This is a genomic window from Stenotrophomonas sp. PS02298, from assembly GCF_029959445.1.
Taxonomy (GTDB): domain Bacteria; phylum Pseudomonadota; class Gammaproteobacteria; order Xanthomonadales; family Xanthomonadaceae; genus Stenotrophomonas.
This window is the reverse complement of the sequence record NZ_JASCOR010000037.1, coordinates 15,865-31,124: the sequence shown is the minus strand read 5'-3', so window position 1 is coordinate 31,124 and position 15,260 is coordinate 15,865. Positions and strand designations below refer to the sequence as shown.

Genomic DNA, 15,260 nt, shown 5'->3' with positions numbered 1-15,260 from the left:
CCACGTGCCATCTGCGTATCCAGGTTGCCGGTCGGTTCGTTGGCCAGCAGCAGGCGCGGGCTGCCAGCCAGGGCGCGGGCGATTGCCGCACGCTGCTGCTGGCCGCCTGACAGTTCAGCCGGATAGTGCTTCATGCGCGAGCCCAGGCCGACGTCGGTCAATGCCTTCTCGATGCGCTGCTTGCGCTCGGCCGAGGGCATGCCGCGGTAGCGCAGCGGCACATCGACGTTGTCGAACAGGTTGAGGTCGGGGATCAGGTTGAAGCCCTGGAAGATGAAGCCGATCTTCTGGTTACGCAGGCGCGAGCGGGCGTCGTCGCCGAGGTGGCTGACGTCCTGGCCATCAAGCAGGTACTGGCCGCTGGTGAAGGTTTCCAGCAGGCCGGCGATGTTGAGGAAGGTGGTCTTGCCCGAGCCCGAGGGGCCGGTGACCGCGACGAATTCGCCTTCGCGCACATGCAGGTCCAGCGAACGCAGCGCATGGGTTTCGACCTGCTCGGTACGGAAGACCTTGGAGACGGATTGCATATGAAGCATGGGTATTCCTTTCAGCGACGGGGAATGTGGTGGATTGGGCGGGGCTTGCAACGGGTTGCGGGAAGGTGAAACGTGGATGCAGTTGGCCGGGGCAGGGAGCGGAGCGTTTCAGCGTTGGCGGCAGGGCTCACGACAACCCCGTCGATTGCAGCTTCTTCGATTCCCGACTCCCGGCTCCCGGGTCCCGGCTTTGAATCAATTGATCGACACGCGTTCGATGTCACCGAACAGATCCGCACCGGAGACAACGATCTTCTCGCCCGGCTGCAGGCCGGAGACGATTTCGACTTCGCCAAGGCTGCTGACGCCGGTCTGGATCGGACGACGCACCGCGGTGCCGCCGCTGACGACATAGGCATAGCGACCACCAGACTGCTCGACGAACGGGCCGCGCTCGACCTTGAGCACGTTGTTGCGGGTGTCCAGCAGGATGCGTGCGCTCATGCGCTGGCTCTGGCGCAGGCCCGGCGGCTGCTTGTCGGAGAAGCGCAGGCGGGCGACGACTTCGCCGTTGACCACTTCCGGCGACACCGCGGCGATCTCGCCGGGGAACGGCTGGCCGGAGCCGCTGGTCAGCTGTGCCGGCATGCCGATGGCCAGGTCACGGGCGAAGCTCTCCGGCACCTTGATTTCGATCTCGAAGCGCGACAGATCGACCACGCCCAGGATCGGGGCGTTGGTGGCGACCTGGGTGTGCTGGGTGGCCTGCACCTGGCCAATCTGGCCATCGAAGGGCGCGCGCAGGGTCAGCGCATCTACCTGACGCTTCACTTCAGCCACCACCGCTTCCTGACGATCCGCCATCAAGCGCTTGTTGCGCGCGTCCAGGCTCGCCCCCTGACTCTGCAGGCTGGCGTCCTGCTGGGCGTGCTGCAGCTCGATCTGGGCTTTCTTCAGTTCGTCTTGCGCCTTGGCCAGGTCGACCTGCGGTACCGCGCCGCCATCGAAGCCGCGCTGGTAGCGTTCCAGGTCGCGCTGGGCAGCGGTGCGCACCAGTCCGGCCTGGTCGGACAGCTTGGCGCCGGTGGCGCGGGCCAGGGTTGCGTCCAGTGCGGCGCGGCTGGCTTCGGCCTCCAGGCCGGCCAGCGTTGCCTGTTCCTGGGCCAGCTTGCTGCGCAGTTCCGGGCTGTCGATCACCGCCAGCTCCTGGCCCTGCTTGACCACGTCACCGGCGACCACCTTCAGGGTCACGGTGCCGGCGGAGATGGCGTACAGCACGGGGCTGTTGGCGGCGATGACGCGGCCGTCGGCAGCGATGTCGCGGACCAGGTCGCCGCGCTTGACCTCGGCAATGCGCAGGCGGTCACCGTCGAAGGAGCGGCTGGCGCCCAGCCAGTTGCTGACGACGTAACCGATGCCTGCCACCACCACCGCGGTGATCACTGCAGGCCACATGTAACGCCGCCACACGGGTTGCGGGCGCTGGGTACTTACCTGGTCCTGGGCGGAGGTGTCGCGGATCATCGTCGGCTTCGCTGCTGGGTTTGTTATCCATTAAGCAGGTCGCGTGCCAACTCCAAGCAATTGAATTTGTTCGGAAAATGTTCATCGTTGTGAGTGTCCGGGTGTCCGCGGACGCTCGCGCGGACAGTGTCCGCCGGTCGATGTCCCGGCATGTCCGCTGGTTGTCTGATCCAGCTGGCTTAGAATGTCCGTTCGTAATCACCAATGGATAGGCTATGTGCGGCATTGTGGGAGCGATCGCTGATCGCGATGTGGTTCCGGTACTGATTGAAGGACTCAAGCGGCTGGAATACCGCGGCTACGATTCTTCTGGAATAGCTGTGCTTGATGGCGAGCGCATTCGCCGCGTGCGTCGCACCGGTCGTGTTGCCGAAATGGAGGGCGCGGCCATCGCCGAGCAGTTCCATTCGGCGATGGGCATCGGGCACACCCGTTGGGCCACCCATGGTGGCGTCACCGAGTCCAATGCCCATCCGCATATCAGCCAGGGTGTGGCGCTGGTGCATAACGGCATCATCGAGAATCACGAGGAGCAGCGTGAGAAGCTGCTGGCGCTGGGTTACGTGTTCGAGTCACAGACCGATACCGAAGTCATCGCCCACCTGATCCACCATCACCTCAAGGCCGATCAAGACGATCTTCTCAGCGCCCTGCAGCGTACGGTCAGGGAATTGACCGGTGCCTACGCGCTGGCGGTGATCAGTGAGAACGAGCCCGAGCGCATGGTGGTGGCACGCATGGGCTGCCCGCTGCTGATCGGCCTTGGCGATGGCGAGAATTTCGTTGCCTCCGACGTATCGGCCATCCTGCAGGCCACCCGCCGGGTGATGTTCCTGGAAGAGGGCGACACGGCTGAGCTGACCCGCCAGGGCGTGCGCGTTTTCGATGCCAACAATGCACCGGCGCAGCGCGAACAGCGCATGTCGGATGTATCGCTGGCGTCCCTGGAGCTCGGCCCGTATCGGCACTTCATGCAGAAGGAAATCCACGAGCAGCCGCGCGCGCTGGCCGACACCGTCGAGGCGGCGATTGATGCCGGTGGTTTCCCGGCAAGCCTGTTCGGCCAGAATGCCGAAGCGGTGTTCAAGGACATCGAAGGCGTGCAGATCCTGGCCTGCGGCACCAGCTACTACGCTGGCCTGACCGCGCGTTACTGGATCGAAGCCATCTCAGGCCTGCCGTGCAGCGTGGAAATCGCCAGCGAATACCGCTACCGCGCCGCCTACGCCAATCCCAAGCACCTGATCGTCACCATCTCCCAGTCCGGCGAAACCCTGGACACGATGGAAGCGCTCAAGTACGCCAAGTCGCTGGGGCACACGCACACGCTGTCGATCTGCAACGTGCCGGAAAGCGCCATCCCGCGTGCCAGCGAGCTGGTCTGCTATACCCGCGCCGGCGCCGAGATCGGCGTGGCCTCGACCAAGGCCTTCACCACCCAGCTGGCAGCGCTGTTCCAGTTGACCGTGGTGTTGGGCAAGCTGCACGGCAAGATCGATGCCGCGCAGGAGGCGGACTACCTGGAGCAACTGCGGCATCTGCCGGGCAGCGTGCAGCACGCACTGAATCTGGAACCGCAGATTGCGACCTGGGCTGAGCGTTTCGCCAGCAAGTCGAACGCGCTGTTCCTTGGTCGTGGCCTGCATTACCCGATCGCCCTGGAAGGCGCGCTCAAGCTCAAGGAGATCTCCTATATCCACGCCGAGGCCTATCCGGCTGGCGAGCTCAAGCACGGCCCGTTGGCGTTGGTCGACGCGGAAATGCCGGTGGTGGTGATCGCGCCCAACGACAGCCTGCTGGAGAAGGTGAAATCCAACATGCAGGAAGTGCGTGCGCGTGGTGGCGAGTTGTTCGTGTTCACCGACCAGGACAGCAACTTCAACGCCTCCGAGGGCGTGCATGTAATCCGCACGCCGCGCCATGCCGGCGTTCTCAGTGCCATCGTGCACACGATTCCGGTGCAGATGCTGGCCTACCACACCGCCCTGGCACGTGGTACCGACGTGGACAAGCCGCGCAACCTGGCCAAGAGCGTTACCGTGGAGTAACGCAGGTGTCACCGGAGCGTAACCGGGCCCATGGATAATCACCTCCAGCAGCCCGGTCCTCTCTCCCCCGACGTTGCTCGAAGCCCGGCCCAGCGCCGGGCTTTTGCTTTGTGGGGTGCCCGGGCGGCCCTTGCAGAAGGCGCTGGGCATTTGCCTCACAGTGCGGCCCGCGCTGATTTGCGGGATTGGCATTCAAAAACGTGACGAACATCAAGAAAGCCATGATGTTCGCGCGGCGCTTTTGCCGGTTTAGCTAGATAGAACCAGCAAAAAAGCCGGCGCCGCCGGTGGGGATGTCATGACAGGGGGCTGTATGTGTGTTGCGAAAGGCGTGCCGCCAGGTTGGGTGGTGCGCGTTCAGTGCTGTTTGATGGCGGCCGCTCGCGCGTCGGCTGGGCTGCGCGCATGAGCCGACGTTACCACTTCATTGCTGGTCTGCCGCGCTCCGGCTCGACCCTGCTGGCCGGCATCCTGCGCCAGAACCCACGCTTCCATGCAGCCATGAGCAGCCCGGTCGCCGGCCTGCTCAATGGCGCGCTGGAGCAGATGGGGGCGGGCGGCGAATCCGCGGCGTTCTTCGATGAGGCCAAGCGCAAGGCCATCTGCAATGCCATCCTTGATGCTTATTACGCCGATACCCAGGCGCAGCTGGTGTTCGACACCAACCGCCAGTGGACCGCACGCATGCATCAGCTCGCAGGTCTGGTGCCTGACTTCAAGGTCATCTGCTGCGTGCGCAACCCGGCCTGGGTGATGGACAGCTTCGAGGCCATCCATCGCCGCAATCCATTCGACTACAGCCGCATGTACAACCCGGCGACGCGGCAGACCGTGTACAGCCGCTGCGAGCAGCTGATCAGCGCTGGCGGCGTGGTCGGCGGTGCCTGGACCGCGCTCAAGGAAGCCTATTACGGCGAGTTCTCCGAGCGCCTGCTGCTGTTGGACTACGAACTGCTGACCCGCCACCCGGCACGCACCATGCAGTTGGTCTACCAGTTCCTTGGTGAGGCGGAATTCGCGCACGACTTCGACAACGTCGAGTACGCCGAAGAAAGCTTCGACCAGCAGCTCGGTGTCAAAGGGCTGCACGACGTGCGCCGCAAAGTCGAGTTCAAGGCCCGTCGCAGCATCCTGCCGCCGGATCTTTTCAACAAGTACCAGGACATGGATTTCTGGCAGGACCAGACGGGCAGCTCGGCCGGCATCATCGCCGCCCGGCGTTCCGAAACCCAGGCTCCGCTCATCACCAAGGCCACCCCATGAAGCACGCACTGCTCGGCGCACTGTCAACGCTGTTGCTCCCGTTCTCGGCGCACGCCGCCGCGTCCTCTGCAGGGGGCTATCTGATGCGCGGTGGCTATCAGCCACGCAGCTATATGCGGATGGGGCAGGGTGATGTTGTCGCAAGCCTGCCGCTTGGCAAGGCCACCAGCCACAAGCAGCGGCCCAGCCTGGAGGAAGCCAGCGACGCGCTGGCCATCCAGCAGCATGCAGGCATCACCGAACTGGTGGTGATCGACAGCTCGGTGCAGGACCGGGCCACACTTTATGCCGGACTCAATCCCGGTGTCGGTGTGGTTGAAATCGATGCGGGTCGTCCAGGACTGTCGCAATTGGTGCAGGCCCTGCGTGGGTATCGGGACCTTGCCGCGATCCATGTGGTGTCGCATGCCAGTCCAGGTGCGCTGCAACTGGGCAGTAGCCGTATAACCGTCGAATCCCTGCATGCCGAGCTGGGCGCACTACAGGCGCTGCGTGCTTCCGTTCGTGAGGGCGCGGACCTGCTGTTCTATGGCTGTGATCTGGCCGCCAACGCCGATGGCGACGCACTGCTGGATATCGTACGCAGTGGAACCGGGATGGATGTGGCTGCATCCAGCAACCTTACTGGTGCCGAGGGACTTGGAGGGGACTGGGAGCTGGAGGAACGCCGGGGCGGCATCGAGAGCGGACTGGCGTTCTCGGAAAAAGCCCTCAAAGATTTCTCGGGGGTGCTTGCGGCAGCTCCTGGAATAAAGACTTTCCAGACAGGCTGGACCGACAACAATACAAGCCTGACCTCGGCCGATTTCATCCTGACGGCAAAAGAAGCTGGAGGTGGCGCGATCTCCAATGTGAGCATCTACCATGGCCCTCCTTTCCCGGCCTATCTGCAGACGGGTTACAACACCAGTACGACGGGAACCTATTTTCAGGTCGCAGCGGATGGCACCAATACCGGTTCGTTCGAGCTTACCGGGCTTACAGCCGGTGAGTACTTGTCGGGGCAATTTACCAACCTGCATATCGTCGGCATAAAGCCGGATAACAGCACGGTTATATCTGGAACGATCAACGGGACCGGATCTGCGAACGAGACGTTTACATTCGGTGCGGGTCAGCTGGCGAACTTCTCGGGCGTCAAACTGAAAGCCTTCAAACTTGTATTCGACACCAGCTCCAGTTCTGGCACCAAGCCATTCTTCGAGTTCCGGAACTTCACGGTTACCGGTGCGCTGGCGCCGTTACCGGCTGTTTCGGACTCGCGCATAAGCATCTCCGGTGCCAGCGGCAATGGCGGCGCTTACAAGATCGGTGACACCGTTACTGCGACCTGGAACAACACCGCCGGCGGTGACAACAATGCCGGAATTACTGGCGTCACCATGGATTTCAGCCAGTTCGGCGGCGGCGTTGCCGTGGCGGCGTCGAACAGCGGTAACACCTGGACTGCGGCTTACACCATTACTGCGGGTTCCATCGATACAACCAATAACAACGTCAGCGTCACCGCCACCAATGCGACTGGCAGCACCACGACCGCGGACACCACCAATGCAACCGTGGACAATGTCCCGCCAACGGTGACTGATGCGCGTATCACCATCACTGGGGCTACCGGGACCAGCGGCACCTACAAGGTCGGCGATACAGTGACCGCCAGCTGGAGGAATGTCGGCGGCGACAACAACGTGGACACCATTTCCAATGTCACCGTGGACTTCACCGCGTTCGGTGGTGGTGCGGCAGTCGCTGCCACCAACAGCTCGGGCACCTGGACGGCAACCTATACGATCGTTTCCGGCAGCATTGATGGCACCAACCATAACGTCAGCGTGACTGCCACCGACAATGCGGGCAATGCGACGACAACCTCCGACACCACCAATGCCACGGTGGATAACAAACCGCCGGCTGTCACCAGCATCGCTGTTTCCGGCTCACCAGCGTCGACGGATACGTCGGTGGCCTTCAACGTCAGCTTCAGTGAGCTGGTGATGAATGTTTCCACCGACGATTTCACTCTGGTGGGGGCCAATGGTGCGACGGGCAGGATAGCCAGTGTTTCGACATCCAGCGGTTCATCGGTAAGCGTGAACATTGCTGACATTTCCGGTAACGGCGAAATAAAAGTGAACCTCAACGCATCGACCAACATCGTCGATAAAGCGGGGAATTCGATTCCGTCCTACAACGGTGGTAGTCCCCATGCCGTTGCAATCCCCGCCGTACCGGGAATACCGGCCATAGGTACTGCGACGGCGGGTGATGCGCAGGCGGCGGTGACCTTCACCGCACCCGCCAGTGACGGTGGTTCGCCAATCACGAGCTATACGGCAACTGCCAACCCCGGCGGTGCCTTCGGTAGCTGCGCTGGGCCGGCGGCTTGTACCGCTACCGTCGCTGGCTTGAACAACGGCACGGCCTATACGTTCAGCGTGACCGCAACGAATGCCGCTGGCACGGGCAGTGCCTCCGGTGCATCAAACAGCATCACACCGATGGCCAACCAGGTCATCACCTTCGCCCAGCCGACCAACTACAACTTCGGCGCTACGCCTACGCTGACCGCCAGCTCTGCCTTTGAAGTAGGCGGGGTGGCAACGGGCTTCGCGATTGGCTTCACTTCGTCTACGACGGGTGTTTGCACCATCACCACAGGCGGTGAGTTGACCTTCGTTTCTGCAGGCACCTGCACCATCGATGCCGACCAGGGGGTAACTCGTCGACGAATGCTGCTTCTACCGTTACCCGTAGTTTCACGGTCAATGCGATCGTGCCTGGGGCGCCGGCCATCGGAATGGCGACTGCGGGCGACCAGAAGGCAACGGTGACCTTCACTGCACCGGCAAGCACCGGTGGTGCGGCCATCATGCCGAACGGGTATACCGTCACTGCAAACCCCGGCGGGATTACCGAAATAGGCTCATCCTCGCCGATGACCGTGACCGGGCTGACCAACGGTGTTTCCTATACCTTCACGGTGACCGCGACCAACTCGGCAGGTACCGGCAGCCCTTCCGGGAGCAGCAACGCCGTCGTCCCAGCTTCGCCGCAGAGCATCACCTTCGCCAACCCGGGCTCACAGAACTTCGGCACGACGCCGGACCTCCGCGTCGTCAACGGCGGTGCGTCGGCTACGTCCGGGTTGGGAGTGACCTTCACCTCATCCACGACAGGTGTGTGCACCGTCACCAGCGAGGGTGTGCTGGCATTCCTCGCCGCAGGCAGCTGCACCATCCTGGCGGATCAGGTGGGCGACAGCGCGTTCCTGGCGGCGGCGCAGGTCAGCCACACCTTCACTGTCAACGCGATCGTGGCAGGTGCACCCACTTCGTCGGTGGCCACCGCTGGCGACACCCAGGTCAGCGTCAGTTTTGTCGCGCCCGGCAACACCGGTGGCACAAGCATTACCGGCTATACGGTCACGGCCAGCCCGGCCGATGTCGCCCCAGTCAATGGCGCGGGCTCACCGATCGTTGTGACTGGCTTGACCAATGGCCAGTCCTACACGTTTACCGTCACCGCCGACAACGCCGCGGGCACCGGTCCAGCGTCGGGTGCCTCCAACTCGGCCACGCCCAAGGCAGCCCAGACCATCACCTTCAACAATCCGGGGGCACAGAACTTCGGCACAACGCCAACCTTGACGGCTACTTCGGACTCCGGCCTGACGCCGACGTTCACTTCCAGCACAAGCGGGGTATGCACCATCAGCCCCGTTGGTGAACTGATCTTTGTGACTGCGGGTACCTGCACCATCAACGCGGATGAACCTGGCAATGGTTCCTACCTGGCTGCAACCCAGGTCACCCTGAACTTTGCCGTGAACGCCGTACTGGCAACAGCACCGCAGAACGCAGTGGCCACCGCAGGTGACGGTCAGGCCAGCGTGGCGTTTGCCGTTCCCACTTCGACCGGCGGCGCAGACATCACCGGTTATACCGTTGCTGTCATTCCGGCCGATGTTGCACCGGTCAGTGCTACCAGCTCGCCGATCGCGGTGACCGGGCTGACCAACGGCCGATCCTATGAGTTCACCGTGTCGGCCAGTAACAGCGTTGGCATGGGTCTGGCGTCCACCCCATCCAACGCTGTGACACCCACCGCAGCCCAGACCATCACATTTGCCAACCCTGGGACGCAGAATTTCGGTACGACACCGACCTTGACCGCGACGGTGGACTCGGGCCTTGCAGCAACCTTCACCACCGGCACCGCAAGTGTCTGCACCATCAGCAGTGGCGGCGCGCTGAGCTTTGTGGCGGTGGGTACCTGCACCATCCATGCCGACCAGGCTGGCGATACCAGCCATGCTGCGGCCACGCGGGTGAGTCAGAGCTTCACTGTGCAGGCTGTCGTATCAGCGGCACCGGTTATCGGTGCCGCCACGCTCAGTGCACCGACTGTGGCCGACGTTGGCTTTACCGCTCCGGCGTTTGATGGTGGTGCAGCGATCACCCAGTACGAGGTGATGCCGTCGCCGAGCGTAGCCGGTGGTCCGTTTGTTGGTGCCGGCTCGCCGGTGACGGTCAGTGGTTTGGTTGCTGGCCAGCGCTATACCTTCACTGTGCTGGCACGGAACAGTGAAGGTGACAGCCAGGCATCGGCTGCCTCCAATGCGGTGCAGCCGATGACGGCGCAGAGCATCACGTTCAACAACCCGGGCACGCAGAACTTCGGTACGACGCCGACCCTGAGTGCCAGCGCCAGCTCTGGCTTGACGGTGAGCCTGTCGGTGGCCGGCACTGCTGCTTCCGTGTGCGACATCAACAACGGTGTGCTGAGCTTCGCAGCCGTTGGCACCTGTACGGTGCTTGCCGATCAGTCCGGTGATGCCAGCCACGATCCGGCTGCCCAGGTAAGCCAGAGCTTCGCGGTGCAGGCGGTAGCACCGGCAGCGCCGGTGATCGGTGCGGCGACGCTGAGCGGGCCAACGGCGGCTGAAGTGAGCTTTACTGCTCCGGTGTTCGATGGCGGTGCGGCGATCACCCAGTACGAGGTGGTGCCTTCGCCGGCGGTGGCCGGTGGCCCGTTTATCGGCAGCGGTTCACCGCTGACCGTCAATGGCTTGGTTGCAGGCCAGAGTTACAGCTTTACCGTGCTGGCTCGCAACAGTGCCGGCACAAGCCAGGCATCAACCGCCTCTGGTGTGCTGCAGCCGATGACGGGACAGATCATCAGTTTCAACACGGCGGGCAGCTACGACTTCGGAACCACGCCAACGCTGAATGCCACTTCCAGCTCGGGTCTGCCGGTGAGTTTGACGGTGGATGCTGGCAGCATGGCCGTGTGTGCGATCAACAACGGTGCGCTGGGCTTTGCCTCTGCTGGTAGCTGCACCATCCACGCGGACCAGCCCGGTGATGCCAGTCATGATCCGGCTGCGCGCGTCAGCCAGAGCTTCACGGTACAGGCGGTGGTGCCGGCAGCGCCGGTAATCAGCGCCGCCACGTTGCGTTCGGCAACGGTAGCTGAAGTGGCCTTCGTTGCTCCGGCATTCACTGGCGGAGCGGTGATCAACCAGTACGAAGTGATCCCGACACCTGCGGTCGCTGGCGGCCCGTTCGTTGGCACTGGCTCGCCGATGACGGTCACTGGTCTGGTTGCTGGCCAGAGCTACAGTTTCACCGTGCTGGCGCGCAACAGTGTGGGTGACAGCATGGCGTCTGCTGCTTCCAATGCCGTGCAGCCGATGACGGCTCAGACCATCACCTTCAACAACCCTGGCATGCAAAGCTTCGGCACGACGCCGGCCTTGAGTGCAAGTGCCAGCTCGGGTCTGGCGGTGAGTCTGTCGGTGGATGGCGCAACTGCGGCCGTGTGCGCCATCAACAACGGTGTGCTGAGCTTTGCGACCGTTGGCATCTGCACGGTGCTTGCCGATCAGGCCGGTGATGCCAGTCACGATCCGGCTGCCCAGGTCAGTCAAAGCTTCACGGTGCAGGAGGTAGTGCCGGCAGCGCCGGTGATTGGTACGGCTACGCTGAGTTCGGCGACAGAGGCCGAGGTGAGCTTTGTTGCCCCGGCATTTACTGGCGGTGCGGTGATCAGCCAGTACGAAGTGATCCCGTCACCGGCCATCGCTGGCGGTCCGTTCGTTGGCGGCGGCTCGCCGTTGACGGTCGGTGGCCTGGTCGCAGGCCAGAGCTACAGTTTCAGCGTGCTGGCGCGCAACAGTGTGGGTGACAGCATTGCCTCCGCTGCTTCCAATGCCGTGCATCCGATGACGGTACAGACCATCACCTTCAATAACCCGGGGCAGCAGAACTTCGGAACGACGCCGACCTTGAGTGCCAATGCCAGTTCCGGCCTGGCGGTGAGTCTGTCGGTGGACGGTGCGACTGCAGCTGTGTGCGGCATCAACAATGGCGTGCTGAGTTTCGCGTCGGTGGGTACCTGTACGGTACTTGCCGATCAGGCCGGTGATGCCAGCCACGATCCGGCGGTACAGGTCAGCCAAAGCTTCAATGTACTGGCGGTGGCGCCGGCAGCGCCGGTGATGGGTGCTGCGGCAATGACGTCGGCAACCGCTGCCGGGATCAGTTTCACCGCACCTGGCTTCGATGGCGGAGCTACGATCACGCAGTATGAAGTGGTGCCGTCACCGGCAGTAGTGGGTGGTCCGTTCGTGGGCAGCAATTCGCCGGTTACGGTGGATGGATTGACCGCAGGGCAGAGTTACAGCTTCACCGTGCTGGCACGCAACAGCGCCGGTGACAGCCCAGTTTCGGCTGCATCCAATGTACTGCAGCCGATGGTGGCGCAATCCATTTCCTTCAGTGCAGCGGGCAGCTACGACTTCGGCACCACGCCGACGCTCAGTGCCACGTCCAGTTCGGGCCTGGCGGTGAGCCTGACGGTGGATGCTGGCAGCGCATCGGTATGTGCGATCAACAATGATGTGCTCAACTTTGTATCGGTGGGCAGCTGCACCGTGCATGCCGACCAGGCGGGCGATGCCAGCCATGATCCGGCAGCACGGGTCAGCCAGAGCTTCGTGGTCCAGGCCGTCGTGCCCGCAGCACCGGTGATTGGCACTGCGACCATGCTGTCCGAAACCAGTGCCGAGATCAGCTTCACCGTACCGGCCTTCGACGGCGGCGCGGCGATCAGCGGCTATCAGGTGCAGCCACACCCGGCTACGGTAGGAGGGGCCACCTATGCGGGGACCGGTTCACCAATAAGCGTGACCGGTCTGACCAAGGGCGTGCACTATTCGTTCTCCGTGGTAGCCATCAACAGCGTCGGCACGGGCGCGCCTTCGGCCTTCTCGAACACCTTGTTCATGGTGCCGCTGCTTGAAGCCCATCCGGTCACGCAGAACGTTGCCTATGGCACCGCGGCGGAAATCACCCTTTCTGTCACCGGCACCTACCAGGCAGTGAGCGTCTTTGTTAACCCAGGCAATGGTTCGGTCAGCGTACGGGGTACCAGGCTGACCTATACTCCGACCCTGGGCTACGTCGGCCCGGACAGCTTCACCTACGAGGTGATGGACGGCTATTCGAGCGCAACGGCGACGGTCAATGTGATGGTTGGCCCGCCCAGCTTGTCGATGGACAGCGGTGTGGCGGACGCAGTCGCCAGCTCCGTTTACCAGCATCAGCTGGTCACCCGTGGTGGCATTGAGGGCTACAGCTATGTGGTGACCTCGGGCAGCTTGCCGGCTGGCGTGAAACTGTCCAACGAGGGGCTGCTCAGTGGCACGCCCACCCAGACCGGCAGCTTCACGTTCACCGTCAGCAGTACCGACAGCAGCTACGGTGCCGGGCCGTTCACGGTGACACAGAGCTATACGTTGGTGGTCACCAATCCGGACCTGGAACTGGCTACCTCGGCGCTGATGGTTGCGTTTGGCGGGCAGCAATATCGGACGCAGCTGCGCAGCCAGGGCGGTACCGCGCCCTACAGCTACAGCATTGCTGGCGGTCAGCTGCCGGCAGGGCTGTCGTTGAGCGCGGACGGTGAAATCAGTGGCGTGCCGGAGGTGGCCGGAACATTCGCATTCACCGCGCAGGTGACCGATGCGAATGGCTTTGCCGACACCGCCAGCCTCAGCCTGAAGGTGGAAGCGGGGTTGCAGGTCATCCATGACATGGCAACCGATCCGGCCGAGCCGGTGTTCGCCGCCGCTGGCACCTTCGTCGTATCGGCACAGGGTGGGCAGTCCGGCAACCCGCTGGTATACGGCAGCGGTTCGCCGGCAATCTGCAGCGTGGCCGGCAATGTGGTGACCATGCTGGATGCAGGCACCTGCGTGCTGACGATCGACCAGGCCGGCAACGCGCAGTACCAGGCGGCGCAGCAGGGCGTGCTGCACGTGGACATTGCAGCTGCCGCCCCGTCGCTGACCTGGTTGGATGGCATCAACAAGGTCTATGGCGAGGCCGCCTTCGACCTGCCTGATCCCAGCAGCAACAGTGCCGGTGCTTTCAGCTTCAGCAGCAGTGACACCAGCGTGGCGACGGTCACTGGTCGCAGTGTGACGCTGGTGGGGGAGGGCAGTACGACCCTCACCGCCCACCAGGCTGCGCAGGGGGGCTACACCGCGGCCAGCGTGGAGCTGACCCTGACGGTCAATGCACGGCCTGACCCGACCGCTGACGCCAGCGTGCGCGGCAACCTGCAGGCACAGGTGGATGCCAGCGTGCGCTTCAGCCGCGTGCAGCTGGGCAACATCCAGTCGCGCCTGCAGCAGGTGCGTTCGGGCAGCAATCCGTCATCGGCAACGTTGACGCTGGCTTACGCGGGCGACCTGCTCGGGCAGGCCTTGTCGGTTCCGGTGCAGTTGCCGGTCAACCAGTTCACCGGCATGCCCAGTGGTTGGGGCGGCTGGATGTCGGGCACGGCCACGTTTGGCAACAGTGGTCAGCAACAGGGCGGCGGCTTCGATTTCAACACCGACGGCATCAGCCTGGGTGTGGACCGTAGCTACGGCGACAACGGTCTGCTGGGTATGGCCGCCAGCCTGGGCCGCAACCGCAGCCGATTGGACAACTCACCTTCGCGGACGGACGCCGACCAGTACTCGCTGGCGATGTATGGCCTATGGCGTGCGGGTGAACACCTGTTTGTTGATGGTGTGCTGGCGCAGGGGCGTCTGGACTTCGACATCGCACGCTGGAGCAGCGATGCCAACGCCATTGCGGTCGGTCAACGCGATGGCAGCCAGACTTTCGGCGCGTTGACCTTCGGCTATCAGCAGCAGCACGGTGCCACCACCCTGTCCGGCTATGGCCGCTTCGATGGCAGCCACACCCGCCTGGACGGTTACCGCGAGCATGGCTTGCAAGCGTATGACCTGGCGTATGCGCGGCAGACTGTGCGCAACAGTGGGCTGGCGCTGGGCTTTGATGGCAGCTACAGCTGGCAGGGTGAGCGTCTGCAGCTGCGGCCATTCTGGAAGCTGGAGTACCGTCAGTCCCTGTCCAACAGCGGTGACGCCTGGATGAACTACGTGCAGCAGCCCAGCACGGATGGTTACCTGCTGAAGATGCAGAGCTATGCCGACAACATGCTCACCGCCGGCTTGGGCCTGGACATGCAGACCCGCAACGGCTGGTTGATCTCGTTGCTGTTCGGCCGTGACCAGGGCAGCAACAGTGCCTCCAGCAACAGCGTTGGCCTGCGCATCACCTACGGCAAGGGCGGTGCCGGCGTTGGCAGCGCGGGCGTGATGGGTGAGGCTGGCTTTGACGATTGCCAAGGCAGGCGTTGCCGACGCGGTGCGGCGCAGCAGATGCCCGGGGCGCAGGTCCGGCCCTGATCGCGCCCTGATGCGATGACGACAACGCCCGGCCCTGCGCCGGGCGTTGTCGTAACAGCCCCGGTAAGCTGGCCGGCAAGGTGATTGTCGGCTGAATGAATTGAGCGCCCGGAGTACCCAAATCGCCCCTTGCCACGCACTGCATGGTCAAGGGGGCACTGTGTCCGTCGCCCCTGCCATTGG

Annotated in this window: 6 protein-coding genes; 4 read left to right on the top strand and 2 right to left on the bottom strand. The window is 63.4% G+C overall.

Annotation, left to right across the window (positions count from 1 at the left end):
- Together QMX78_RS07945 and QMX78_RS07940 are read right to left on the bottom strand one after the other, a co-directional pair.
- Positions 1 to 536 (bottom strand): ABC transporter ATP-binding protein (locus tag QMX78_RS07945; RefSeq protein WP_282268226.1); only part of this gene is annotated, 536 nt, incomplete at its 3' end.
- Between the two features lie 195 nt (positions 537 to 731).
- On the bottom strand, positions 732 to 2,000 hold the full coding sequence (locus QMX78_RS07940) for an efflux RND transporter periplasmic adaptor subunit (protein ID WP_282268224.1): 1,269 nt from the start codon (positions 1,998 to 2,000) through the stop codon (positions 732 to 734).
- A 215-nt stretch (positions 2,001 to 2,215) separates the two neighbouring features.
- Between QMX78_RS07940 and glmS the strand changes: the two genes are divergently transcribed.
- The 4 genes from glmS (at position 2,216) to QMX78_RS07920 (ending at position 15,077) form a co-directional block, all read left to right on the top strand.
- Complete coding sequence (gene glmS / locus QMX78_RS07935) at positions 2,216 to 4,048, top strand: glutamine--fructose-6-phosphate transaminase (isomerizing) (protein ID WP_282268222.1); 1,833 nt, start codon at positions 2,216 to 2,218, stop codon at positions 4,046 to 4,048.
- Positions 4,049 to 4,453: 405 nt separating this feature from the next.
- A complete protein-coding gene (locus QMX78_RS07930) occupies positions 4,454 to 5,311 on the top strand; it encodes a sulfotransferase (RefSeq protein WP_282268219.1) in 858 nt (285 codons plus the stop codon).
- Complete coding sequence (locus QMX78_RS07925) at positions 5,308 to 8,142, top strand: DUF4347 domain-containing protein (RefSeq protein WP_282268217.1); 2,835 nt, start codon at positions 5,308 to 5,310, stop codon at positions 8,140 to 8,142. Before QMX78_RS07930 ends, QMX78_RS07925 begins: the two co-directional genes overlap by 4 nt.
- Positions 8,109 to 15,077 carry a fibronectin type III domain-containing protein gene (locus QMX78_RS07920; protein WP_282268216.1) on the top strand — a complete coding sequence of 2,323 codons (6,969 nt, stop codon included), beginning with the start codon at positions 8,109 to 8,111 and terminating at the stop codon, positions 15,075 to 15,077. The genes QMX78_RS07925 and QMX78_RS07920 overlap by 34 nt, the downstream gene beginning before the upstream one ends.
- Positions 15,078 to 15,260 lie beyond the last annotated feature (183 nt).